The organism is Streptomyces malaysiensis subsp. malaysiensis (assembly GCF_040653035.1).
Classification (GTDB): domain Bacteria; phylum Actinomycetota; class Actinomycetes; order Streptomycetales; family Streptomycetaceae; genus Streptomyces; species Streptomyces malaysiensis.
This window is the reverse complement of the sequence record NZ_JBEZNG010000044.1, coordinates 24,433-49,262: the sequence shown is the minus strand read 5'-3', so window position 1 is coordinate 49,262 and position 24,830 is coordinate 24,433. Positions and strand designations below refer to the sequence as shown.

The following is a 24,830-nucleotide window of genomic DNA, read 5'->3' as shown; positions in this document are numbered from 1 at the left end:
GTAGGCAGCCAACCGTCGACCGGTCGGCCGCAGATGTGACGAGGAGGCCATTGCCGCAGAGGTCGTAACAGGACCCGTCCGGCAGTGGCCTTCTTCGTATGTGCACGAGGAGATCTCCAATGAATCACGGCGCGGACGTCAAACAGGCCGCCGATGACAAGAAGGCGCACGGCGCGGCCAAACACGGTCGCTTCCTGCTGAAGCTGTCCGGCGAGGCGTTCGCCGGAGGCGGGGGACTCGGCGTCGACCCCGATGTCGTCCACGCCATCGCCCGCGAGGTCGCCGCCGTGGTCAGGGACGGCGCCGAGATCGCCATCGTCATCGGCGGCGGTAACTTCTTCCGCGGGGCGGAGCTTCAGCAGCGCGGTATGGACCGGGCCCGCTCGGACTACATGGGCATGCTCGGAACCGTCATGAACTGCCTCGCCCTCCAGGACTTCCTGGAGAAGGAGGGCATCGACTCCCGCGTCCAGACCGCCATCACCATGGGCCAGGTCGCGGAGCCGTACATTCCGTTGCGTGCGGTGCGCCATCTCGAGAAGGGGCGTGTGGTCATCTTCGGGGCGGGTATGGGTATGCCGTACTTCTCCACGGACACCACCGCGGCCCAGCGGGCGCTGGAGATCGACGCGCAGGCCCTGCTCATGGGCAAGAACGGCGTGGACGGGGTCTATGACTCCGACCCCGCCCGCAACCCCGACGCGGTCAAGTTCGACGCCCTGGAGTACGGCGAGGTGATCACCCGGGACCTCAAGGTCGCCGACGCCACCGCGATCACCCTCTGCCGGGACAACAAGCTGCCCATCCTCGTCTTCGAGCTCCTGGCCGAAGGAAATATCGCGCGTGCGGTGAAGGGTGAGAAGATCGGCACGCTTGTGAGCGACCAGGGCTCCCGGGCCTGACGGCTCGAACGGGGGATGGACAACGGCCTGCCGGTCGGACACCGTGCAGGAGAAGACGCACGCAGGGGCGAGGCTCTGCTTACTGATAACACCAGGAGCAAGTGGTGATCGAAGAGATCCTCCTCGAGGCCGAGGAGAAGATGGAGAAAGCCGTTGTGGTCGCCAAGGAGGACTTCGCCGCGATCCGCACCGGGCGTGCGCACCCGGCGATGTTCAACAAGATCGTGGCGGACTACTACGGTGCGCTGACGCCGATCAACCAGCTGGCGTCGTTCTCGGTGCCGGAGCCGCGGATGGCCGTGGTCACGCCGTTCGACAAGACCGCGCTCCGCAACATCGAGCAGGCGATCCGGGACTCCGACCTGGGCGTCAACCCGAGCAATGACGGCAACATCATCCGGGTGGTGTTCCCCGAGCTCACGGAGCAGCGCCGTAAGGAGTTCATCAAGGTCGCCAAGGGCAAGGGCGAGGACGCGAAGATCTCGATCCGCAGCGTCCGCCGCAAGGCCAAGGAGTCCATCGACAAGCTGATCAAGGACGGCGAGGTCGGCGAGGACGAGGGGCGCCGCGCGGAGAAGGAGCTCGACGACACCACGGCGAAGTATGTCGCGCAGGTGGATGAGCTGCTCAAGCACAAGGAAGCCGAGTTGCTCGAGGTCTGATGAACGACTCTTCCTGGGGGGCCCCACCGAGCCCCGGACTCCGGGGACCGGGCGGTCAGGGCACCTCCCCCGGCTATGGCTGGGAGGTGCCCACTTCTTCGGCGGGTCCCGCGCACGAGGTGGGTGAGGCGGCGCAGACTCGCCCCATGCCCACCGTGCCTCACGCAGGCGGCGACTCCGGCGAGGCCGCCGACCGTGACCGGGGGGCCGCTCGGCTGAGCGGCCCCCTCTTCCGCGATGAGCGGGAGCCGCAGCCCGGACCCCGGCCGCCCGCCGGGCGCCCGCCGACGCCCCCCGACCCCGCGCCCGACCCGGCCTCCGCCGACGGCGGCGCGCGCGGTGCCGGTGCCGGGCAGGGGAAGAAGAGCGCGGGCCGGAACCTGCGCGCCGCGATAGGGGTGGGCGTCGGCCTCGGCGTGATCATCGTGGCCTCGCTCTTCATCTACAAGCCCGTATTCGTCGGCGTGGTGGCGGTCGCGGTGGTGGTCGGGCTCTGGGAGCTGACCTCGCGCCTCACCGAGCGCAAGGACATCCGGGTCCCGCTGGTCCCGCTCGCCGTCGGCGGCGTCGCCATGGTCGTCGCCGGCTATGTGCGCGGCGCCCAGGGCGCGGTGGTGGCGGTTGCCCTTACGGCGCTCGCGGTGCTGGTCTGGCGGATGACCGAACCGCCCGACAACTACCTCAGGGATGTCACGGCGGGTGTCTTCGCCGCCTTCTACGTGCCGTTTCTGGCCACTTTCGTGGCGCTCATGCTCGACACCGGGGACGGTCCGTGGCGGGTCCTGACCTTCCTGCTGCTGACCGTGGTCAGCGACACGGGTGCGTACGCGGTGGGCTGGCGCTTCGGCAAGCATCCGCTGGCACCGCGCATCAGCCCCGGCAAGACCCGTGAGGGACTGCTGGGCGCGGTGAGCTTCGCGATGGTCGCGGGCGCCCTGTGCATGCAGTACCTCATCGAGGACGGCGTCTGGTGGCAGGGCCTGCTGCTCGGCCTCGCCGCGGCGGTCAGCGCGACCCTGGGCGACCTCGGCGAGTCCATGATCAAACGGGACCTCGGCATCAAGGACATGGGCAAGCTGCTGCCCGGCCATGGCGGCATCATGGACCGGCTCGACTCGCTGCTGCCCACCGCGCCGGTGGTGTGGCTCCTGCTGGTGATCTTCGTGGGCGGCGGCTGACACCCCCGGCCCACGGGCCCCGCGCCACTCCGGGCGCGGGGCCCTTCGTACGTCTGCGACACTGGGAAAACCATGCCTAAGCCCGGAGAACTCACCTTCGTCGCGCCGCGTGGGGCCAAGAAGCCCCCGCGGCATCTCGCCGACCTCACGCCCGCCGAGCGCCGGGAGGCCGTCGCCGCCCTCGGGGAGAAGCCCTTCCGGGCCGGGCAGGTGTCGCGTCACTACTTCGCGCGCTATGTCGACGACCCGGCTCAGTGGAGCGACATCCCGGCCGCCGCGCGCGAGAAGCTGGCCGCCGGGCTGCTGCCGGAGCTGATGAGCGTGGTGCGGCACATCAGCTGTGACGACGACACCACCCGTAAGACCCTGTGGCGGCTCTTCGACGGCACGCTCGTGGAGTCGGTTCTGATGCGGTACCCGGACCGGGTCACCATGTGCATCAGCTCTCAGGCGGGCTGCGGGATGAACTGCCCGTTCTGCGCCACCGGCCAGGCGGGGCTGGACCGCAATCTGTCCACCGCCGAGATCGTGCACCAGATCGTGGACGGGATGCGGGCCCTCCGGGACGGTGAGATCCCCGGTGGGCCGGCCCGGCTGTCCAACATCGTCTTCATGGGCATGGGCGAGCCGCTGGCCAACTACAACCGCGTCGTCGGCGCCATCCGCCGGCTCACCGACCCCGAGCCCGACGGGCTCGGGCTGTCGCAGCGCGGCATCACCGTCTCGACCGTGGGCCTCGTCCCGGCGATGCTGCGGTTCGCCGACGAGGGGTTCAAATGCCGGCTCGCGGTGTCACTCCACGCGCCCGACGACGAGCTGCGCGACACCCTCGTGCCCGTCAACACCCGCTGGAAGGTGCGCGAAGTCCTGGACGCCGCGTGGGAGTACGCGGAGAAGTCCGGCCGCCGGGTCTCCATCGAGTACGCGCTCATCAGGGACATCAACGACCAGGCGTGGCGCGCCGATCTGCTCGGCCGGCTGCTCAAGGGCCGCCGGGTGCATGTGAACCTGATCCCGCTCAACCCGACGCCCGGTTCCAAGTGGACGGCGTCCCGGCCCGAGGACGAGAAGGCGTTCGTGGCGGCCCTGGAGGCCCACGGAGTGCCGGTGACCGTCCGCGACACCCGGGGTCAGGAGATCGACGGGGCCTGCGGGCAACTGGCGGCTTCTGAGCGCTGAGGACCGGCTGATACGGTGCTTGAGCATCGTCGCATCATGCGATCGTCAGCAAAGTGAACATCCGTATAAGTGAACATTCCGACAGGGGAGCGCTCAGAGCGCTGAGAGTGCGGCACGGCCGCAGACCCTCGGACCTGATCCGGGTCATACCGGCGTAGGGAGTCAGCATCATCATGAACAGCCAGCTTCGGCGTGCCATCTCAGCCGCCGTCCTCGGCTCACTGGCCTTGAGCGCGCTCGTCGGCTGCGGCGAGGACACCAAAAGCGGCTCGGACTCCAAGACGGTCACCCTGGTCACGCACGACTCGTTCGCGGCCTCCAAGGCGGTCCTCAAGGAGTTCACCAAGGAGACCGGCTACAAGGTGCGGGTGCAGGCCGGGGGCGACGCCGGAGCCGCCGTCAACCAGGCGATCCTCTCCAAGGGCCACCCCCAGGGGGATGTGTTCTTCGGCGTCGACAACACCCTGCTGTCCCGCACGCTCGACAACGACCTGTTCAGCCCCTACACGGCCAAGGGTCTGGACAAGGTCCCGGCGGCCCTTCAGCTCGACCGGGCCGAGCACCGCGTCACCCCCGTCGACTTCGGCGACATCTGCGTCAATTACGACCGTAAGTACTTCGCCGACAAGAAGCTGTCGCCGCCCCGGACACTGGACGATCTGACCAAGCCCGCCTACAAGAATCTCCTCGTCACCGAGAACGCGGCCACCTCGTCCCCCGGGCTCGGCTTCCTCCTTGCCACGGCCGCGAAGTACGGCGACGACGGCTGGCAGGGTTACTGGAAGAAGCTGCGGGCCAACGGCGTCGAGGTGGTCGACGGCTGGGAGCAGGCGTACTACGACCGCTTCTCCGGCTCGGCAGGGGGCGGCAAGGGCGACCGGCCGCTCGTGGTCTCCTACGCATCGAGCCCGCCCGCCGAGGTGGCCGACGCCAAGACCAAGCTAGCCCAGGCCCCCACCGGGGTGGCGACCGGAACCTGCTTCCGGCAGGTGGAGTTCGCCGGACTGCTGAACGGCGCGGGGAACACCAAGGGCGGCAAGGCGCTGCTGGACTTCCTGCTGAGCAAGCGGTTCCAGGAGGACGTCCCGCTGAACATGTACGTCAACCCGGTGCGCGAGGACGCCAAGCTGCCGGAGCTGTTCACCCGATACGGGGCCAGGATCGCCGACTCGGCCACCCTGGCGCCGCAGAAGATCGCCAAGAACCGTGAGCCGTGGGTCAAGACATGGTCCTCGCTGGTCCTGTAGAGCCCCGCGAGAACCGTAAGGCGGCCGCCGGCCACCGTAAGGCCGGTACGGCCGGTACGGCAGACGGCGGCGGCCGTCGCGCGATCGTGCTCCGGCTCGCCCTGATGGCGGTGCCGCTCGCCTTCTTCGCGGTCTTCTTCGCCTATCCCGTGGTCGCCATCGTCACCCGGGGACTGCGCGTCGGCGGGCGGTGGCGGTTCGGCCGGATCGGCGAGGTGGTGGCCGATCCGGCGACGCTGGACGTCCTGTGGTTCACCTGCTGGCAGGCGGTCGCGTCGACGGCCCTGACGCTTGCGGTCGCGCTGCCCGGCGCCTATGTCTTCGCGCGCTTCGACTTCCCCGGCAAGGGACTGCTGCGGGCCGTGGTGACCGTGCCGTTCGTGCTGCCGACCGTCGTCGCCGGATCGGCCTTCCTGGCGCTGCTCGGCCGGGGCGGGGTGCTGGACGAGCTGTGGGGGATGCGGTTCGACACCTCCGTCTGGGCGATCCTCCTGGCCCATGTCTTCTTCAACTACGCGGTGGTCGTAAGGACCGTCGGAGGACTGTGGGCCCAGCTCGACCCGCGCCAGGAGGAGGCCGCGCGAGTGCTCGGCGCGAGCCGCCTGTCGGCCTGGCGCCGGGTGACGCTGCCCGCGCTGGCCCCCGCCGTGGCCGCCGCCGCGCTGATGGTGTTTCTGTTCACCTTCACTTCCTTCGGCGTGATCCAGATCCTCGGCGGCCCCCGCTACGCCACGCTGGAGGTGGCGATCTACCGGGAGACCGCGCAGCTGCTCGACCTGCCTACGGCCGCGGTGCTCACGCTCGTTCAGTTCGCCGCGGTCGCGGCCGTACTGGCCCTGCACGCGTGGACCGTAAGGCGCCGGGAGAGCGCCCTGCGGCTCGTCGACCCCGGCCGCACGGCGCGCCGCCCTAAGGGCCCCGCCCAGTGGGCGCTGCTGTGGGGCGTGCTGGCGGTGGTCGCGCTGCTGATCGTGACACCGCTCGCGGTGCTGGTGGAGCGCTCGCTGAACGGACCGGACGGCTATGGATTCACCTACTACGAGGCGCTGCGGTCGGCCGCCGACAGTGGAGGCACCTTCTTCGTGGCCCCCTTGGAGGCCGTCGGGAACTCCCTTTGGTACGCGGCGGTCGCCACCGTCTTCGCCCTCGTCGTGGGCGGTCTCGCCGCCGCCGCGCTCACCCGCAGGGCGGGCAGGCTGGTACGGGGTTTCGACGCGCTGCTGATGCTGCCGCTGGGCACCTCGGCTGTCACCGTGGGATTCGGGTTCCTGATCGCCTTGGACGAGCCTCCGCTGGATCTGCGTGCCTCCTGGGTTCTGGTGCCGCTCGCCCAGGCCCTGGTGGGCGTGCCCTTCGTCGTACGGACCATGCTGCCGGTGCTGCGGGCGGTGGACCACCGGCTCCGGGAGGCGGCGGCCGTGCTCGGGGCGTCCCCATGGCGGGTCTGGCGGGAGGTGGACCTGCCGCTGGTCGGACGGGCCGTGGCGGTCGCGGCGGGCTTCGCGTTCGCCGTCTCCCTGGGCGAGTTCGGGGCGACCGTCTTCATCGCGCGCCCCGACCATCCGACCCTCCCGGTGGCCATCGCCCGGTTCCTGGGCCGGGCCGGACAGCTCACCTACGGGCAGGCGATGGCCCTGAGCACCATCCTGATGTTGGTCTGCGCCGGATCGCTGCTGGCGCTCGAGCGCATCCGCACCGACCGTTCCGGAGAGTTCTGAATGACGCTGCTGCGACTGGACGAGGTGACCGTAAGGTTCGGTCGGCGCGACGCGCTGGACGCCGTGGAGCTGGCGGTCGCCGAACACGAGACGGTCTGTGTGCTGGGCCCGAGCGGAAGCGGCAAGTCCACCATGCTGCGCGTGGTGGCCGGGCTTCAGCGCGCCGACACCGGCCGGGTGTGGCTCGCCGGACGCGACCAGAGCGGGGTGCCCACACACCGGCGCGGTGTGGGGCTGATGTTCCAGGACCACCAGCTGTTCCCGCAGCGGGACGTGGGCGGCAATGTCGCCTTCGGGCTGCGGATGCGCAAGGTGGGGCGCGCGGAGGTGGATCGCCGGGTCGCCGAACTGCTGGAGCTGGTGGGGCTGCCGGGCGCCCAGCGCCGCCCCGTCGACTCGCTCTCCGGCGGTGAGCAGCAGCGGGTGGCGCTCGCCCGCGCGCTGGCCCCGCGGCCCAAGCTGCTGATGCTGGACGAGCCGCTGGGCCAGCTCGACCGCGGGCTGCGGGAGCGGCTGGTGGTGGAGCTCCGCGAGCTCTTCGAACAGCTGGGGACCACTGTGCTCGCGGTCACCCACGACCAGGGCGAGGCGTTCGCGCTCGCGGACCGGGTGGTGGTGATGGAGAACGGCCGGATCGCCCAGACCGGCACCCCGCTGGAGGTGTGGCAGCGGCCCGCCACCGAGTTCGTCGCCCGCTTCCTCGGCTTCGACAATGTGGTCGAGGCGATCGTCCACGGTGAGGTCGCCGACACCTGCTGGGGCGAGCTCCCCGTGCCGCCCGGCTCCCGGCCGGGCCCCCGAAGGCTGTTGGTCCGCCCGGCCGGGGTACGGCTGACCGACCCCGAGAAGGGGCTGGAATGCACCGTGGCGGCGCGCACCTTCCGTGGCGACCATGTGGCGCTCATCCTGCGGCTGTCGGACCCGGCCGCACCGCATCTGGAGGCGTCCTGTGCCCTGCGGGACGCCCCGGAGGCGGGCGCCCGGGTCGGGGCGGTCTTCGACCCGGCCGACGTGGTGCTGCTGGACCCCGAGCCCTGAGGCGGGGGTTCGGGGTCGTGAGGCCGGGTTCCCGGCCGGGGCTGTGGCGATGGGTGCGCAGGGTCTCCGGCACCCCGATCCCTGATGTCAGAGCCTTTGCCGCCACGCGTCAACGCCCTTTGACATCGGCTCAGCCCAGCAGCGACACCAGGGCCTCGGGCGCCTCGTCCACCGAGTCCACCAGAGCGATACGGGCCTTCATGGACCGTCCCTCCGCGAGCGCTTCGAGCAGCGGCCAGGTCGGCAGCCGCCGCGTCCAGTGGTCCCGGTCCACCAGCACCATCGGAGTCGGCTCACCGCGCGACTCGTAGTAGTTCGGCGTCGCGTTGTCGAAGATCTCCTGGACGGTCCCGGCGGCGCCCGGCAGGAAGACCACGCCCGCGGTCGAGCGTGCCAGCAGCCCGTCCTCGCGGGTGGCGTTGGCGAAGTACTTGGCGATGTGGGAGGCGAACGCGCTCGGCGGCTCGTGTCCGTAGAACCAGGTGGGGATGCCGACCGACGCCCCGCCGTCCGGCCAGCGCTCGCGCACGGTGAAGGCCGCCTCGGCCCACGCCCCGATGGACGGCCGGAAGGAGGGCGTCCTGCCGAGCAGTTCGAGCGCCTCGTCCAGCATGGCGTCCTCGTGCGGGGCCGCGTAGGCGCCCAGGTTCGCGGCCTCCATCGCGCCCGGTCCGCCGCCCGTCGCGACCGTCAGACCGGTCCGCGCCAGAGCCCGCCCGAGGCGTGCGGCGCCCGCGTACCCGTCGGAGCCGCGCTCCAGCGCGTGACCGCCCATGACGCCCACCACCCGCGTCCCGACGAGGAATTCGTCGAGCGCGTCGGAGACCGCGTCATCGTGGATGGAGCGCAGCATCGAGGCGAAGATGTCGCCGTCCGTCTTGGTCCGCTGGAACCAGGCATAGGCGAGGGCGTCCGGCGTCCGCGCGTAACCGTGTTCGCTGAGGCCCTCGAAGAGCTCCATGGGTGAGTAGAGGGTGCCGCGGTACGGATCGAACGGCAGATCCGGCACCGGCGGGAACACCAGTGCGCCCCCGGCCCGTACCTTCGCCGCCGCCTCGGACTCCATCGGGCAGCCGAGGAAGACCGCTTCGCTGGTGTCGGTGAAGAGGAGCTGGGCCGTACGGCTTGTCAGGTCCACGGACTGGACCCGGAACCCGGCCAGGGTGCCGCGGGCGACGACCTGGTCGAACTCCTCGATGGACTCTATTTCCCGGTCTGGTTCACGCACGCCGACATGCTAATCACACCGGTGATAGGGGTCTGTGGATTGTGGCAATCATGACCGGGCCGGGTGGTCGCACAATCCAGGCATGCACACCAACACCCGAGAATTTCAGCGGTGGAACGGCATCGCCGTGAGATGCGCCACCATCCACACCAGCGGCACCAGGAGCGCCAGCAGGGCCGTCGCGCGCAGCGCCGCCGCCCCGCGGAGCAGCCGGGCCGGGGCGCCGAGACGGAGCAGGGCGGCCGTCGTGCGCTCGCGCGCGCTCCTCGCCTCCACCGCCGCCGTCAGAGTCGTGGCCCCGGCGCACAGCGTGACCAGAGCCGCGCCCAGACCGGTAAGCGGGCCGAAGGCATGGGAGCCGGACGGCCCGGAGGCCCTTCCGTACAGCTCCATGACGGTGTACGCGGCGGAGGCCAGGGCGCACAGCGCGCCGACCGGGCGTCCGATCAGCCCGGCCTCCTGCTGGAGCACGCGCCCGGCCAGCAGCCGCAGTACCCCCGGCCGTCCGGCGGCCAGCAGTCTGCCGCACAGATGGGTGAGACCGGGCCCGGCGAGCACCAGCCCGAGCGCCGCCAGCGCCCAGCCGCCCACCACACCGGGCGGGTTGCCGCCGAGCCGGCCCGGCACGGCGAGCAGGGCGTCGGGGCGCGGGGGCGAGTCGCCGCTCGCGTACGCCTGGAGGGCGAGTCCGGCCGCGGTCAGGGCGATGCCCCAGGGAAGGGCGGAGGTGGCCTGGTGGGGCCGGGGCGCGACCGGCCCTGTCACAACGGTGGGCGGGGACGGGATCGACGGACGGCGGGCGCCCCGTGGTCCGCGGACCGGCTGGTGCCCCGCCCGCGGCCGCCGGGGCCACAGCGCGGCCGCACACGCCGCGCCCACCAGCACGGGGACGACGGCGAGCAGTGTGACCGTACCCGCCAGCGGCAGCGGCCAGCCGCCGCCGAGCTGTCGGCCGGCCGTCCCGTTCCCGGCCCAGTCCAGCCAGGAGCCACCGAGGTCGCCGCGCAGATGCAGAAAGGTCAGCAGTGCCAGCACACCGCCGAGCGCACAGGCGGCCGCCATCGAGGCGGCAGAGAGCAGGGCCGCACGGGCCGGGCCGAGTCCGGCCGCGGCGAAACCGGCGCCGGGCCCGGTGCTGGGGTCGGCGCGGCACACGGCGAGGGCCAGTTGGACGGTCGCCGCCAGCGGTACGAGGCACCACAGCAGCCGCCCCACCGCGCCCTGCGAGTCGGCCGGATGGCCGGAGGCGAACCCAAGGGCGCTCAGCAGCAGAAAGCTCGCGCCCGCCGCCGCGACGGTGACCAGCGACCGCCGCAGCAGCACCGAAGGGCGGGCGCCGCGGGCTAGGCGGAGGCTGAGCACGCGGCCCTGCCTTCCGCCTCGGAGGGGTCAGGGCCCACCCGGCGCCCGTCGAGCAGGGCGACGGTGCGATCGGCGAGGGTGGCCACCTCCCGGTCGTGCGTCGCGAGGACGACGGTGATGCTGTGGGAGCGGGCCGCCGAGGTGAGGGTGCGCAGCACCTGGGCGCGGTCGGCCTGGTGCAGCGGTGCGGTGGGCTCGTCGGCGAAGAGCACACTGGGCCCGGCGGCCAGCGCACGGGCGATCGCGACCCGTTGGCGCTGGGACTGGAGCAGCGCGGCGGGCCGTGCCCGGGCGCATTCGCCGACGTCGAGCCGCTCCAGCCACTCGCATGCGGCGCTCTTGGCGGCGCGTCGGCCGGTGCCGCGCAGCATCAGGGCGAGCGCGGCGTTCTCCCAGGCGGTGAGCTCGGGGATGAGTTGGGGTTCGGTGCCGATCCAGCCGAAGTGGTCGCGCCGCAGCCGTTCGAGCCCGAGCGGGGGGAGGGAGTGCACGGGGACGCCCTTGAACCACACTTCCCCGCCGTCCGGGGTGAGTTGGCCCGCCAGACATGTGAGGAGGGTGGTCTTGCCACAGCCGCGCGGACCGGTGACGGCGAGGATCTCACCCTCCCGGGCGGCGACGGAAACCCCGATGAGGGCGGGCGAGCCGCCGTAGGCATACGACACGGTGCGTGCCGCGAGCATGTCGTCGTCCGGCGGAGCCACCATCCCGAGCACCTCGCCTTACCTGCGATCGTCTCATTCCCCCGGTTGGGTGAACGAGCGCGAAGCCAATGGGTCACTGGCACGGTAAGGACTCGGCTGGGGGCCCGCGCCCAGGCTCGGCGCGGGTGGCCCCCATTTCCTCCGATCAGCCCTGATCGGAGTCGGGCTCCGATCAGGGCTGATCGGGCCCGGGACCGCTGTCGGGGCCGCCGCCGGGGAGTCGGTCGAGGTGGGTGGGCGCGAACATCCGCAGCAGCGCGGGCAGCACCACGACCGACGGCCCGGAGGCCGTGAGGGCGCCCGCGAGGTCCGCTCGCAGCCGTTCGGGTGTGGTACGGACTGCCGGGACGCCGAAGGACTCGGCCAGCGCGGCGAAGTCCGGGCGGGACAGCTCGGTGGCGGTCGCCTCGCCGAAGGTGTCCGTCATGTACTCGCGCAGGATGCCGTAGCCGCCGTCGTCCACGATCAGCCAGGTGACAGGGAGTTGGTACTGATGGGCAGTGGCCAGTTCGGCGATCGAGTACATCGCGCCGCCGTCGCCGGACACGGCCAGCACCGGCCTGCGACGGTCCGCGGCGGCGGCCCCCAGGGCGGCCGGGAAGCCGTAGCCGAGGCCGCCCGCGCCCTGCGCCGAGTGCAGGGCGCCCGCACGCGGATCGAAGGCGGACCAGGCCCAGTAGGCGAGGATCGTCATGTCCCAGAAGCTGGGGGAGTCGTCGGGCAGCGCGTTCCGCACCGCGTCCAGCACCCGCCGCTCCAGCTCCAGGTCCTGGGCGTCGAGCCGCTCCCGGACCCGGGTCAGCAGCCCGGCCGCGGCCTTGGCCCCGGTGCCCGGCGGACGGGGAGTGATGGCCTCGGCGAGGGCGGCCAGCGCCTCGCGGGCGTCGGCGTGGATACCGAGCGCCGGGTGGTTGGACTCCAGCTTGCCGAGGTCGGCCTCGATCTGGATCAGGCGGCCGCGGGGGCGGAACGTGTGGTAGTTGGAGGAGAGTTCACCGAGTCCGGAGCCGATGACCAGCAGGACATCGGCATCCTCCAGGAACTCGGTGGTGTGCGCGTCCTCCAGCCAGGACTGGAGGGAGAGCGGATGGTCCCAGGGGAAGGCGTCCTTGCCGCCGAACGTCGTCGCCACGGGCGCGTCGAGTGCCTCGGCCAGCGCCCTGAGCTCCTGCCGCGCCCCGGCGCGCACGACTCCGCCGCCGGCCAGGATCACCGGGCGCTCGGCGCTCAGCAGCCGCGCGGCCTCCGCCGTCAGCTCGGGCCGGGGCGGCAGCGGCCGGGGCTCGGCGCGCAGGGAGGTCACCGGTGGCACGGAGACCGGTGCGAGCAGCACGTCCTGCGGGATCTCCAGCCACACCGGCCCGGCGGGGGCCTCCAGCGCGGACGCCCAGGCGGCGGCGACCGCGGAGGGGATCTGGGAGGCGGTACGGACGGTGTGGACGGACTTGACGACGTCGCGGAACGACGCCTTCTGGTCGACGAGTTCATGGAGATAGCCCTTGCGCCCGCCGCCGAGCCCCGCGGTCGGCACCTGGCTGCCGATGGCCAGGACGGGCGCGGAGGCCGCCGCCGACTCTTGCAGTGCGGCGAGCGTCATGAGCGCCCCCGGCCCGGTGGACACCAACAGCGGCGCCACCGTGCCGGTGACGCGCGCGAAGGCGTCGGCGGCGAACCCGGCGTTGTTCTCCACCCGCAGTCCCACATAGGCCAGTCCGGACCGCCGCAGCGCGTCGAACGCGCCGAGAGCGTGCTGTCCGGGAAGCCCGAACACGGTGCTCGCCCCGAGCGCGGTGAGGGACTCCACGACGAGATCGCCGCCGTGACGCGCGCGCTGTGCGCTGGGCATGGATCGGTGCCTTTCTGACGAATGGGGGATGCGGATATGCGAGGTGAGGCTATGTCAGGCGCCCGTGGTGGCCGGGCTGGTGGTCTCGGAGACGGGGGCGGCGGGTTCACCGGCGAGCCGGCGCCGCCACACATCGAGGATCGCCGCGTCGGTCGGCTTGGTGGCGAGGCTGACCGCCACATACGCCACCAGCGAGGCCAGCAGCCCGAAGTAGATGGGCTCGTTGGCGAGGATGCCCTTCCACCCCATCAGCGCGACGACCGTAAGGCCGCCGACACCGACCGAGGCCAGTGCGCCCGCGCCCGTGCCGCGCTTCCACAGCAGCCCGCCCAGGATCGGCATCAGCAACCCGCCGACCAGCACGTTGTAGGCGACGGTCAGCGCCTCGACCACATCGTTGAGCACAACGGAAATGCCGATCACGGCGACGCCCATGAGGAGGATGAAGACGCGGTTGCCGCCGACCTCGTCATGGGAGGAGCCGGGCGTACGGAGGGTACGGCCGCGCAGCCGGGCCCAGATGTCGTTGTTGGCCACCGTCGCGCAGGCGATGAGCGCCCCCGAGGAGGTGGACATCACCGCGGACAGCGCGGCGGCCAGCACCAGCCCCTTGACGCCCACCGGGAGGGCGTCCTTGACGATGGTGGCGAATGCGTCGTCCGGGGCGCCCAGCTTGGGGTACAGCACCTTGGCCGCCGTGCCGATGATCGCGCCCGCGACCGCGTAGACAAGACAGTACGTACCGGCCGCGGTGCCGCCGAGGCGGGCGACCCGGTCATCGCGGGCGGTGAAGACCCGCTGCCAGATGTCCTGGCCGATCAGCATGCCGAAGGAGTAGATGAGCACATAGGTGAAGACCGTCTGGGCGCCGATGCCCATGGGGGAGAAGTAGCCGTGGGGGAGTTCGGACTTCATCGCGCCGAAGCCGCCCGCCTTCACCACCGCGATCGGCAGCAGCAGGAGCAGCACGCCCACCGTCTTGACCACGAACTGCACCATGTCGGTGAGGGTGATCGACCACATGCCGCCGAGCGTCGAGTAGCAGACCACGATCGCCCCGCCGAGCACGATGGCGACGACCCGGTCCAGGCCGAAGATCACATCGAAGATGGTGGCGTAGGCGATGGTGGAGGTGACCGCCAGCATCAGGGTGTAGGCCCACATCACAATGCCCGAGATCAGCCCGGAGGAGCCGCCGTAGCGCAGATCCAGCATCTGGCTGACCGTGTAGACCTTGAGCCGGGCTATGCGCGCCGAGAAGAAGACCGACAGCGCCAGCAGCCCGAGCCCGATGGTGAGGACCATCCAGGCGCCGGAGAGCCCGTACTGATAGCCGAGCCCCACGCCGCCGATGGTGGAGGCGCCGCCGAGCACGATCGCGGCCATCGTCCCGGAGTACATGAACGGCCCCAGCCGCCTGCCCGCGACCAGGAAGTCGCTGGTGGAACTGGCGCGGCGCATCCCCCACCAGCCGAGCGCGAGCATGCCCGCGAGATAGACGATGATCACGGTGTAGTCGACAGCGGTCATGGCGGTGCTCCTCGGTCCGGCGGGGCGGGTAGCGGTCGGGAGGTCGGGCGGGCGGAGACGCGTGGGATCGGGGAGGTCCCGGCGGTCCGCGGGGATCGAGTCCCGGGAGGTGTGGGGAATGTGGGGAGTGACGGAGACCCTAGGTGTCGCCGGAGCGTCCGGGAAGTGTACGTTTCCTCCACTCCCGATCCCCGGGATGTACGAACCGTCCCCGCGCGAGGCCCGCCGTGATGAACGACCGCGTACCCCCGACGGCCCCCGTCCCGCTCTCCGCCCTCCTCGGCCACCCCGCCCTCGGGCTGCGGCAGGTCGCGGGCGAGCGCGAGGTGGACACGCCCGTCTACTTCGTCCACACCAGCGAGATGGAGGACCCCGTCCCGTATCTGCTGGGCGGCGAGCTGCTGCTCAGCGCGGGGGTGCACTGCCCGGAGGCGGCGGGCGCCGGCACCTACTGGGACCGCTATGTGGCCCGTACGGTCCAGGCGGGCGCGGCGGCGCTCGGCTTCGGCATCGCGCCGGTGCACGAGACGGTGCCCCGCGCGCTGGTCGAGGCGTGCGACCGGCATGGGCTGCCGCTGGTCGAGGTGGACCGGCAGACGACCTTCACGGCCGTGGCGAGCGCCGTATGGGACGCGATGGCCGAGCGCCGCCACCATGAGCTGCGGAGCGTCACCGAGGCGCAGCAGTCGCTGGCGACGGCCGCGGCGCGCCCGCACCCGGTACCGGCCGTGCTGCGCCAGCTGAGCCAGCACCTCGGGGCGTGGACGGTGCTCTACGGCCCGGACGGCGCGGAGCTGGCGGCCGCGGGACCGCGGCCGCCGGGGCAGGCCCGTACGGCGCTCGGCGCGCTCGCGGGGCGGCTGCGCTCGGGCCCGTCCTCGGCGGCGGGCAGGGCGGCCGGCGCGGCCGGTGAGGAGCTTCAGCTGACCGCGTATGGACTGGGCGGCCCGGCGGGGCCGGAGGACCGGCTCGCGCTCGGCGTCTGCGCCCCTCGGCGGGACGGGGCGGACGGGGCGATCGTGGGGGTGGCCGTGGTGCTGCTGTCGCTGCTGACGGCGCGGCGGGTGGTCGGGGCCGAGGCCGAGCGCACATCGGCGCTGGTGCGGCTGATGCTGGGCGCCGAACCGGCGCGGGTGGCGGGGTTGCTGGCCCGCTCGCAAAGGCAACAGGGTCAGTCGGGGCAGCGGGAGCAGCAGGGTCAGTCGGGGCAGTCGGGGATGCCGGCCGAGGCCCCGGGGGCGCCCGCCGAGCCATCTGAGGACGGCGGGCTGTGGACCGTGGTGCACGGGCGGCGGCGCGGCCGCGGCCGGGACGACGGGCTGCTGGCCACCGCGGCGCTCGCGGCCGGGCTCGGCACGCCACTGGTCGACCTCGACGGGGACGCGCTGCGCGCGCTCGTCCCGGGCGAGGCCGAGGTAAGGGCGCAGCCCGGCTGGACCCTGGGCGCCGGGGCGCCCGTACCGGCCGCGGACCTGGCGCGCGGCGGCGCCGATGCCGCGCGTGCGCTACGGCGGGCTGTCGCCGGGCGGGTGCCGCTGGTACGGCACGGGACCCGCGCCGTCGGGGTCGTCTCGCTGGTGGACCCGGCCGAGGCGGGGGCGCACGGCCGGGCCCTGCTCGCGCCGATCGAGGGCGCGCCGGCGCTGCTGGAGACGCTGCGGGTGTGGCTGTCGCTGCACGGCAGCTGGGACCGTACGGCGGTGGCACTGGAGGTGCACCGCAATACGGTTCGTCAGCGGATCGCCCGCGCCGAGGCCCTGCTGGATGTGGACCTGGGCGACGCGGATGTCCGGATGGAGCTGTGGTTCGCCCTCAAGTGGGCTTGAGCCATCGAGTGGGCGGCCTGAGCCCTCAAGTGGGCCCGAGTCACCAAGTAGGTCTCGACCAGGCGGGCTTGAGCTGCCCAGCGCCGCGTCAGCCCGCTCCCGCGTCGGCCCAGCGCCGCGTCGGCCCAGCGCCGCGTCGGCCCAGCGCCGCGTCGGCCCAGCGCCGCGTCGGCCCAGCGCCGCGTCGGCCGGGTGCCGTGTCCGCCCGGTCCTGCGTCGCCCCGGTCCCGCGTCACCCCGGTCCCGTGTCCGCTCGCTCCCGCGTCGCCCCGGTGCCGCGTCCGCCCGCTCCCGCGTCTGCCCGCTCCCGCATCCGCCAGGGCCGACCAGCGGCCACCGGGGCCACCTTCCGCCGGGCGCACCTTCCGCCCGGCGTACCTCCCACCGGGCCACCTCCCACCGGGCCACCTCCCACCGGGAGCACCCCCGCAGGGGGCACCCCAGCGGGGACAGCCGTGCCCGGTGGCGAGTCGGCCGTGCCCGGTCGCGAGTGGGCCGTGCCCGGTGGCGAGTGGGCCGGGCCCGGTCGCGGGTGGGCCGGGCCCGGTGGCGGCCGACGTGGGGCTGGCCCCCGGCGGGGCTCAGAGCTTGGTCCACGCCTCCGTCAGCACCGTCCGCAGCACCTGCTCGATCTCGTCGAACACGGCCTGGTCGGCGATCAGCGGCGGCGCCAGCTGGACGACCGGGTCGCCGCGGTCGTCGGCCCGGCAGTACAGCCCGTTCTCGAAGAGCGCCTTGGAGAGGAAACCGTAGAGGATCCGCTCGGTCTCCTCCTCGTCGAAGGTCTCCTTGGTGACCTTGTCCTTCACCAGCTCGATGCCGTAGAAGAAACCATTCCCCCGGACATCGCCGACGATCGGCAGATCGAGCAGCCGGTCCAGGGTGGAGCGGAACGCGCCCTCCTGGTCCAGCACATGCTGGTTGAGGCCCTCGCGCTCGAAGATCTCGATGTTGGCCAGGGCCACGGCGGCCGAGACCGGGTGGCCGCCGAAGGTGTAGCCGTGCAGGAAGGTGTTGTCGCCCTCGTAGAAGGGCTCGGCGAGCCGGTCGGAGACGATGCACGCGCCGATCGGGGAGTAGCCGGAGGTCATCCCCTTGGCGCAGGTGATCATGTCCGGGACATAGCCGAACTTGTCGCAGGCGAACATCGTGCCCAGCCGCCCGAAGGCGCAGATGACCTCGTCCGAGACGAGCAGCACATCATGGCGGTCGCAGATCTCGCGGACCCGCTGGAAGTACCCGGGCGGCGGCGGGAAGCAGCCGCCCGCGTTCTGCACCGGCTCCAGGAAGACCGCGGCCACGGTGTCCGCGCCCTCGAAGAGGATCTGCTGCTCGATCTGGTCGGCGGCCCAGCGGCCGAACGCCTCGGGGTCGTCGCCGAAGATCGGGGCGCGGTAGATGTTGGTGTTGGGGACCTTGTGGGCACCGGGGACCAGCGGTTCGAAGGGGGCCTTGAGCCCCGGCAGACCGGTGATCGACAGAGCTCCGTGCGGGGTGCCGTGGTAGGCCACGGCCCGGGATATGACCTTGTGCTTGGTGGGCTTGCCGACGAGCTTGAAGTACTGCTTGGCCAGCTTCCAGGCGGTCTCGACGGCCTCGCCGCCTCCGGTGGTGAAGAAGACCTTGTTCAGGTCGCCGGGGGCGTAGCCCGCGAGCCGCTCGGCGAGCTCGACGGCCTTGGGGTGGGCGTAGCTCCACACCGGGAAGAAGGCGAGCTCCTGGGCCTGCTTGTAGGCCGTCTCCGCCAGTTCGACCCGGCCGTGGCCCGCGTTGACCACGAACAGGCCGGCCAGGCCGTCGATGTACCGCTTGCCCTTGTCGTCGTAGATGTACGTGCCCTCACCGCGCACGATCGTCGGCACGGGGGAGTTCTCGTACGACGACATGCGGGTGAAGTGCATCCACAGGTGGTCGTACGCCGTCTTGGAGAGGTCGGCGCTCATTGCTATCTCGTTCCCCAGGTATAGGTCTGCTTCCGGAGCTTGAGGTAGACGAAGCTCTCGGTGGAGCGCACACCGGGCAGCGTGCGGATCCGCTTGTTGATCATTTCGAGGAGATGGTCGTCGTCCTCGCAGACGATCTCGATCAGGAGATCGAAGGAACCCGCGGTGACGACCACGTACTCGACCTCGTCCATGGCGGTCAGCGCGTCCGCGACCGGGTCGAGATCGCCCTCGACGTTGATGCCGACCATCGCCTGCCGCCGGAACCCCACGGTGAGAGGATCGGTGACGGCGACGATCTGCATCACGCCCTGGTCGAGCAGCTTCTGCACGCGCTGCCGCACGGCCGCCTCGGAGAGCCCAACGGCCTTTCCGATGGCGGCGTACGGCCGGCGACCGTCCTCCTGGAGCTGCTCGATGATCGCCAGGGATACGGAGTCGAGGGTCGCTGTGCCGTTCTTGTCAGGTGTGGCCACGACCCTCACTGTGCACGAGCCTCGTCCGTGTCGCAACCCTTCATCGATGAATTTCGTCGTCATGAGACCTGTAAAACACTGAATCCGTTGTTCTGGTGTGGCGGGTATGTTGAAAACGCAGCACCGGCGACTACTGTGGGTGTCTCACCCATCGGACAGCTGACAGGAGGGGTGGCACGTGACCACCGAACTGCGTCGTCTGCGCAACTACATCGACGGAGAGTTCCGGGACGCCGCGGACGGGCGGACCACGGAGGTGGTCAACCCGGCCACGGGCGAGCCCTACGCCACCGCGCCGCTTTCGGGCGCGGCGGACGTGGACGCGGCGATGGCCGCCGCCGAGGCGGCGTTCCCGGCCTGGCGCGACCTGGTGCCCGGAGAGCGCCAGAAGGCACTGCTCAAGATCGCCGACGCCTTCGAGGCGCGGGCGGAGGAGCTGATCGCCGCCGAGTCCGAGAACACCGGCAAGCCGCTCGGTCTCACGCGGGACGAGGAGATCCCGCCGATGATCGACCAGATCCGCTTCTTCGCGGGCGCGGCCCGGATGCTGGAGGGCCGCTCGGCCGGTGAGTACATGGAGGGGCTCACCTCGATCATCCGGCGTGAGCCGGTCGGGGTGTGCGCCCAGGTGGCGCCGTGGAACTACCCGATGATGATGGCCGTGTGGAAGTTCGCCCCGGCGCTGGCGGCGGGCAATACGGTCGTCATCAAGCCCTCGGACACCACACCGGCCTCCACCGTGCTGATCGCCGAGATCATCGGCGGGGTGCTGGCGGAGCTGGGCCATCCGCAGGGCGTCTTCAACGTGATCTGCGGCGACCGCGAGACCGGCCGGCTGATGGTCGAGCACCCCGTGCCCGCCATGGCGTCCATCACCGGCTCGGTGCGGGCCGGCAAGCAGGTCGCGGAGAGCGCCTCGAGGGACGTCAAGCGGGTGCATCTGGAGCTCGGCGGCAAGGCCCCCGTCGTGGTCTTCGAGGACACCGACATCCCCAAGGCGGTCGAGGACATCTCGGTCGCGGGCTTCTTCAACGCGGGCCAGGACTGTACGGCCGCCACCCGGGTGCTGGTCCATGAGTCGATCCACGACGAGTTCGTGAGCGCACTCGCCAAGGCCGCCGCCGAGACCAGGACCGGCGCGCCCGATGACGAGGACGTACTGTACGGGCCGTTGAACAACGCCAACCAGCTGGCCCAGGTCTCGGGCTTCATCGACCGGCTCCCCGCCCACGCCAAGGTCGAGGCGGGCGGCCACCGGGTCGGCGAGAAGGGCTTCTTCTACGCAGCCACTGTGGTCTCCGGGCTCAAGCAGGACGACGAGATCATCCAGAACGAGGTCTTCGGCCCGGTCATCACCGTGCAGACCTTCTCGGACGAGGCGCAGGCGATCTCCTACGCCAACGGTGTGGAGTACGCCCTCGCCTCCTCGGTGTGGACCAAGGACCACGCCCGCGCGATGCGGATGTCCAGGGCCCTGGACTTCGGCTGCGTATGGATCAACACCCACATCCCGCTGGTCGCCGAGATGCCGCACGGCGGATTCAAGAAGTCCGGCTACGGCAAGGACCTCTCCGCGTACGGCTTCGAGGACTACACCCGTATCAAGCACGTCATGACGTCGCTGGGCTGACGCCGGGCCGAGGTCGGGCCGGTGTCGGGCCGATGCCCGCGTAGCGCCGCGCGGGGCTTGTCAGTTGGTCATGGCAGGATCTCCTGTCATGACCAAGTGGGGGAAATCGGGATTGCTGTGGGTCGCGACGGCCGCCGCGCTGCTGCCGGCCGTCGCGGGCTGCGGCGACCGTGAGGCGGGCGGCCCGGCCGCGTCCGCGACGGGGTTCCGGCACTACGCCGGGGCGGTGCAGTATCCCGCGGTCACCAAGGACAGCGGCGGTGAACACGGCCTCGACACGCTCGTGCCGTACGGCGACTGCGTCCTCGGCATCGGCACATACAGCAACGGCCACCGCGACGTGGGCGTCAACTGGACCGGCGACGCGGCCTGTACGAAGCTCTCGCTCGATCCGGCGCCGGAGACCGGGGCCACCCCCGGCGAGGTGCCCGGGGACATGGCTCCGGGGAACGGCGCCGAGGGCTGGGGCGGCGGTGGGCTCATGGGGAGGGCGGTGCTGCCCGGTGAGGACGGCTCGGTGTACGCGGCCGGTACATCCCTCTCCCGCCTTGACCGCTCGGGGCGCGTCCAGCGGCTGGCCGACCTGAAGGTCCCGCCCGTGGAGCCGGATCCGGACGCCGAACCAGGGGCCCGGAATCCGGGCGGCGCGGCCGTCATGGTGCGCAGTGGACAGCGGCTGCTCCTCGGCGGTTCGGTGACCGAGCAGCGGCGGCTCGTACCGACGGTGTGGATCTCCACGGACCGTGGGAGGACCGTCCGGCGCCACCGGCTCCCGGCGCCGGGCGGCGCCGCGGGTGCCTCCTTCACCGGGACCGGCGTGCTGGCCATGGCCGCCGAGGGCCGCCGGATCGCGGTCATCGGAGGCAATGCCCGGGGCCAGGGCCGGCCGCGGCTGCCGGTGTGGGCGTCCACGGACGGCGGGCGCACCTGGCGCACCGGGCTCACCCCGCGGCTGCACGGCTACGCCCCGCTGAGCGGCGTGCTGTGGCACGACGGCCGGTGGATCGCCTACGGCGCCCGGTCCTACGGCGGCCGCGCGGACTACGGCAAGCCCGATCGGCCCTCCGTACTGACCAGCGCGGACGGTCTGCATTGGAGGACCGAGGACACCTCGGCGCTGGGCGAGGGGCGGATCCGGGGCGCCACGGTCGACGGCTCGGGCACGCTGGTGCTCCTCGGCCTCCGCAGCGGGGACCACGTCTTCTGCGGCATGGTGTGGACCGGCGGCTTCGGCGAGGGCGCCGAGCGGGCCGAGCTCGGCTGTGGCGACTCCCTGCCCTCGGCCATCACCACTCGCGCCGAGGGGAAGGTCGTCATAGCGGGCAGCAACGACCTATGGGTGGGCGGCACCTCCGGCTGCCGTGCGAGCGGCCGTTGAGCACACGTACAGCTGCGAGTACACGCACGTACAGCTGCCGAGTACGCACCCGGCCACCGAGCGGATCAGCCGCCTGGTACGCGATCAGCCGCTCAGCAGCAGGGTCGCCAGGGCGCCGACCCGGTTGGTGGTGATCGCGTCGACGCCCGCCCGCGCCAGCCGGGACATCGATCGCCGGGTGTCCGCGGTCCAGGCGGAGACCAGCAGCCCGTCGGTGTGATGGCGGGCGACCAGCTCCCGGGAGACCAGCCCGAAGCGGTAGTTGAGCCAGCGGGGACGCAGCGCGGCCAGCAGCGCCGGACGCGGCGGGGCGAGCGTGGTCCAGGTCAGCGCGATCTCGGCGTCCGGATCCGCGCGGCGCACGGCGTGCAGGGCGGCCAGGGCGCCGCAGTAGTACACCCGGTCCTCCGCCCCGCTCTCCCGCACCTGGGCGACGGCGGCGGGCGCGGCCGACGCGTCCGGCAGATCGATCAGCAGCCGGGTGGAGTCGGCGCATGCGAGGGCCTCGCGCAGGGTCGGCACGCCCCCGCCGGTCAGCCGCCGCACCTCGTCGGCGGTCAGCCCGGACAGCGGCCGGTCATGGCCCCACAGCCGCTTCAGCGTGGCGTCGTGGAGCAGCACGGGTACGCCGTCCCGGGTCAGCCGTACGTCGACCTCGACCGCGCCCGCCCCCGCGCGCACCGCGGAGCGGAGGGAGGGCAGGGTGTTCTCACGGCACACATAGGGGTCGCCGCGGTGGCCGATCGGAATACATCCCGCCCCCGCCGTCCTCATCGGCCGGCGATGATGGTGTAGGCGTCGATCTCCGCCGAGAGCCGCGCCTTGCCCTCGGCATCCAGGAAGGACGCCTCGATGGCGTTCTTCGCGAGGGCCGCGACGCCCGCCGCGTCCAGATCCAGCAGCTGGGCCGCGACCTGGTACTCGGTGTTGAGATCGGTGCCGAACATCGGCGGGTCGTCGCTGTTGATCGTGACGAACACCCCGGCCTCGACCATCTGCTTCAGCGGGTGCTCGGCGAGTGTGGCGACGGCGCGCGTGGCGATGTTGGAGGTCGGGCAGACCTCCAACGGAATGCGGTGCTCCGCGAGATGGGCGAGCAGCTTCGGGTCCTGCGCGGCGCTGGTGCCATGGCCGATGCGCTCCGCCCGCAGCTCGGTAAGGGCGTCCCAGATCGTCTGCGGCCCGGTGGTCTCGCCCGCGTGCGGCACGCTGTGCAGCCCGGCGGCGATGGCCCGGTCGAAGTACGGCTTGAACTGGGGGCGTGGCACCCCTATCTCCGGGCCGCCGAGGCCGAAGCCGACCAGCCCCTCGGGGCCCAGCTCACAGGCGATCCGGGTGGTCTCCTCCGCGGCCTCGAGACCGGCCTCGCCGGGGATGTCGAAGCACCAGCGCAGCACCGTGCCGAACTCCGACTCGGCCGCCTTACGGGCGTCCTCTATCGCCTTGACGAAGGCGGTGTCCGGGATGCCGCGCCGGGTCGAGCTGAAGGGCGTGACGGTCAGCTCGGCGTAGCGGATGTTCTGCCGGGCCATGTCACGGGCGACCTCGAAGGTCAGCAGCCGGACGTCCTCGGCGTCGCGGATCAGGTCCACCACGGAGAGATAGATCTCGATGAAGTGCCCGAAGTCCCGGAAGACGAAGTAGTCGGCGAGGGCCTCGGGATCGGCGGGCACCTTGGAGTCGGGGTGGCGGGCGGCCAGCTCGGCCACGATGCGCGGTGAGGCGGATCCCACGTGGTGCACATGGAGCTCCGCCTTGGGCAGCCCGGCGATGAAGGTGGTCAGATCGGTCAACAAAACCTCCGGGAGACGCCCGCCGACGGCGGGTTCCGGTCATCGTATTGTGTGGCGCCGACAGCCTCGCCATAGGCCGTAGCATGGGCGAACGTCTTTGTGGGGAGCTCCATGGCCGACCAGCACGAACCGTCCGAGCCGCAGGATGTGACGCGGCGACCCGGGCAGCCGAGGCAGCCCGAGCCGCTCGACCGCGATCCCTGGGCTCCGCCGGCGCAGCGGGTCGCGATGGAGAAGGTGGAGAACAGCCGGACGGGCAACGGCTCGGCGGACCAGGGCGCGGCGCCGGAACACGCGACGGACAAGGCGATGGACAAGGCGACGGGCCGGGCGGTGGGCCAGGTGGTGGGAGAACCGGAGATTCCCGCTCCGCGGCACCCGGTGGCCGAGCAGCCGACCCTCACCTCCCACCCCGCCATGCCGGGCCCGACGCTCCCGCCCCCTCCGCCGCCCCCGCCGAGCGCCGCGCGGCCACGGGGCCCGGTGACCCCGCCGGGCGCGGTGCCGCCTCCGCCGCCCGCGCCGACCGGCCCTGGCACGCCCAGCGCGTACCAGGCCGGTCCGTACAGCCCCGCGGGCTACGCGCCCGGGTACGCGCCGCCCGGGTACGCGCCGCCCGGATACGCGTCGGCCGGGTACGCCCAGACCGGATACGCAGCCCAGACCGGGTACGGGCAGCCGACGCCTTACGGGCAGCCCGCCCCGTACGGCGGGGCGCCTGGCCACCCCGGCTACGGCTACCCGGCCACCGCCTACCCCGGCACGGGTTACCCCGGTTCCGGTTACCCGGGCACCGGCCATCCCGGCACCGGCTATCCCGGAGGGACGTACGGCCAGGGCTGGCCGGGCGGGACGTATGTGCCGAACAACGGACATGGCACGGCCGCCCTCGTGCTCGGCATCATCGGCCTGGTCCTCTTCGCGAGCATCGTGCTCGGCATCGTCCTCGGTGTGCTCGCGATCATCTTCGGAGTGCTCGGCCGCGCCAGGGCGAAAAGCGGTGAGGCGACCAACGGGGGTTCCGCGCTCGCCGGGGTGATCCTCGGCGCGGTCGCCGTGGTGGTGAGCGTCGTCATGATCTTTGTCTATATAGCCACCGGGGACGACGGCTCGGACGGGGACGACGATCCGGGCTATGCCCATGTCTCGGCCGCGAAGGTGCTCTCGCCCGCCGATATCGGCCGCTGACG

At 71.9% G+C, this 24,830-nt stretch carries 20 protein-coding genes and 1 riboswitch; of the genes, 11 read left to right on the top strand and 9 right to left on the bottom strand.

The features are described from left to right. Nucleotides 1-119: 119 nt before the first annotated feature. The 7 genes from pyrH (at nt 120) to AB0E24_RS43025 (ending at nt 7,924) form a co-directional block, all read left to right on the top strand. On the top strand, nt 120-902 hold the full coding sequence (gene pyrH, locus AB0E24_RS43055) for a UMP kinase (protein WP_069866413.1): 783 nt from the start codon (nt 120-122) through the stop codon (nt 900-902). Between the two features lie 104 nt (nt 903-1,006). Then, entirely contained in the window at nt 1,007-1,564 is a 558-nt protein-coding gene (gene frr, locus AB0E24_RS43050) for a ribosome recycling factor (RefSeq protein WP_030834259.1), read from the top strand. Next, nucleotides 1,564-2,742, top strand: coding sequence for a phosphatidate cytidylyltransferase (locus AB0E24_RS43045; protein WP_347236593.1), 1,179 nt, complete (start codon nt 1,564-1,566; stop codon nt 2,740-2,742). Before frr ends, AB0E24_RS43045 begins: the two co-directional genes overlap by 1 nt. Nucleotides 2,743-2,814: 72 nt before the next feature. After that, the gene (gene rlmN, locus AB0E24_RS43040) at nt 2,815-3,921 is read left to right on the top strand and encodes a dual-specificity RNA methyltransferase RlmN (RefSeq protein WP_069866409.1); all 1,107 of its coding nucleotides are present in this window, start codon (nt 2,815-2,817) and stop codon (nt 3,919-3,921) included. A 73-nt stretch (nt 3,922-3,994) separates the two neighbouring features. Continuing rightward, nucleotides 3,995-4,099: riboswitch (TPP riboswitch) on the top strand. Continuing rightward, complete coding sequence (locus AB0E24_RS43035) at nt 4,095-5,168, top strand: thiamine ABC transporter substrate-binding protein (RefSeq protein WP_359385280.1); 1,074 nt, start codon at nt 4,095-4,097, stop codon at nt 5,166-5,168. It overlaps the preceding riboswitch by 5 nt. Before the next feature lie 104 nt (nt 5,169-5,272). Beyond that, nucleotides 5,273-6,886: an ABC transporter permease gene (locus AB0E24_RS43030; protein WP_093702249.1), complete on the top strand. Its 1,614-nt coding sequence runs from the start codon at nt 5,273-5,275 to the stop codon at nt 6,884-6,886. Then, nucleotides 6,887-7,924, top strand: coding sequence for an ABC transporter ATP-binding protein (locus tag AB0E24_RS43025; RefSeq protein WP_359385278.1), 1,038 nt, complete (start codon nt 6,887-6,889; stop codon nt 7,922-7,924). It begins immediately after the preceding gene. Between the two features lie 130 nt (nt 7,925-8,054). Here the strand turns inward: AB0E24_RS43025 and AB0E24_RS43020 are convergent, their stop codons facing one another. From AB0E24_RS43020 to AB0E24_RS43000, 5 genes are all read right to left on the bottom strand, one after another. After that, nucleotides 8,055-9,152 carry an LOG family protein gene (locus AB0E24_RS43020; RefSeq protein ID WP_069866403.1) on the bottom strand — a complete coding sequence of 366 codons (1,098 nt, stop codon included), beginning with the start codon at nt 9,150-9,152 and terminating at the stop codon, nt 8,055-8,057. 105 nt (nt 9,153-9,257) lie between these two features. Next, complete coding sequence (locus AB0E24_RS43015; protein WP_359385276.1) at nt 9,258-10,514, bottom strand: hypothetical protein; 1,257 nt, start codon at nt 10,512-10,514, stop codon at nt 9,258-9,260. Beyond that, complete coding sequence (locus AB0E24_RS43010) at nt 10,496-11,221, bottom strand: ABC transporter ATP-binding protein (protein WP_079259137.1); 726 nt, start codon at nt 11,219-11,221, stop codon at nt 10,496-10,498. Before AB0E24_RS43010 ends, AB0E24_RS43015 begins: the two co-directional genes overlap by 19 nt. A 169-nt stretch (nt 11,222-11,390) precedes the next feature. Next, nucleotides 11,391-13,064, bottom strand: coding sequence for a thiamine pyrophosphate-binding protein (locus tag AB0E24_RS43005; RefSeq protein WP_359385273.1), 1,674 nt, complete (start codon nt 13,062-13,064; stop codon nt 11,391-11,393). A 54-nt stretch (nt 13,065-13,118) separates the two neighbouring features. Continuing rightward, nucleotides 13,119-14,594 (bottom strand): sodium:solute symporter family protein, encoded by a 1,476-nt coding sequence (locus AB0E24_RS43000; protein WP_359385271.1) that lies wholly within the window; start codon nt 14,592-14,594, stop codon nt 13,119-13,121. A gap of 230 nt (nt 14,595-14,824) precedes the next feature. Between AB0E24_RS43000 and AB0E24_RS42995 the strand changes: the two genes are divergently transcribed. Beyond that, the gene (locus AB0E24_RS42995) at nt 14,825-16,420 is read left to right on the top strand and encodes a PucR family transcriptional regulator ligand-binding domain-containing protein (protein WP_359385269.1); all 1,596 of its coding nucleotides are present in this window, start codon (nt 14,825-14,827) and stop codon (nt 16,418-16,420) included. Between the two features lie 581 nt (nt 16,421-17,001). Here AB0E24_RS42995 and AB0E24_RS42990 read toward each other — a convergent pair. Both AB0E24_RS42990 and AB0E24_RS42985 read right to left on the bottom strand, forming a co-directional pair. Beyond that, entirely contained in the window at nt 17,002-18,363 is a 1,362-nt protein-coding gene (locus AB0E24_RS42990) for an aspartate aminotransferase family protein (RefSeq protein ID WP_069866391.1), read from the bottom strand. 2 nt (nt 18,364-18,365) lie between these two features. After that, the gene (locus AB0E24_RS42985) at nt 18,366-18,839 is read right to left on the bottom strand and encodes an Lrp/AsnC family transcriptional regulator (RefSeq protein WP_069866389.1); all 474 of its coding nucleotides are present in this window, start codon (nt 18,837-18,839) and stop codon (nt 18,366-18,368) included. Nucleotides 18,840-19,017: 178 nt separating this feature from the next. On the opposite strand from AB0E24_RS42985, the gene AB0E24_RS42980 reads away from it, so the two are divergent. Together AB0E24_RS42980 and AB0E24_RS42975 are read left to right on the top strand one after the other, a co-directional pair. Continuing rightward, a complete protein-coding gene (locus AB0E24_RS42980) occupies nt 19,018-20,469 on the top strand; it encodes a gamma-aminobutyraldehyde dehydrogenase (RefSeq protein ID WP_069866387.1) in 1,452 nt (483 codons plus the stop codon). Between the two features lie 88 nt (nt 20,470-20,557). Then, nucleotides 20,558-21,847 carry a hypothetical protein gene (locus AB0E24_RS42975; RefSeq protein WP_359385266.1) on the top strand — a complete coding sequence of 430 codons (1,290 nt, stop codon included), beginning with the start codon at nt 20,558-20,560 and terminating at the stop codon, nt 21,845-21,847. A gap of 84 nt (nt 21,848-21,931) precedes the next feature. Here the strand turns inward: AB0E24_RS42975 and AB0E24_RS42970 are convergent, their stop codons facing one another. Together AB0E24_RS42970 and AB0E24_RS42965 are read right to left on the bottom strand one after the other, a co-directional pair. Then, the gene (locus AB0E24_RS42970; RefSeq protein WP_069866383.1) at nt 21,932-22,621 is read right to left on the bottom strand and encodes a glycerophosphodiester phosphodiesterase; all 690 of its coding nucleotides are present in this window, start codon (nt 22,619-22,621) and stop codon (nt 21,932-21,934) included. Next, nucleotides 22,618-23,640 (bottom strand): adenosine deaminase, encoded by a 1,023-nt coding sequence (locus AB0E24_RS42965; RefSeq protein ID WP_359385263.1) that lies wholly within the window; start codon nt 23,638-23,640, stop codon nt 22,618-22,620. The genes AB0E24_RS42970 and AB0E24_RS42965 overlap by 4 nt, the downstream gene beginning before the upstream one ends. A 111-nt stretch (nt 23,641-23,751) precedes the next feature. Between AB0E24_RS42965 and AB0E24_RS42960 the strand changes: the two genes are divergently transcribed. After that, complete coding sequence (locus AB0E24_RS42960) at nt 23,752-24,828, top strand: DUF4190 domain-containing protein (RefSeq protein WP_359385261.1); 1,077 nt, start codon at nt 23,752-23,754, stop codon at nt 24,826-24,828. Nucleotides 24,829-24,830: the final 2 nt, after the last annotated feature.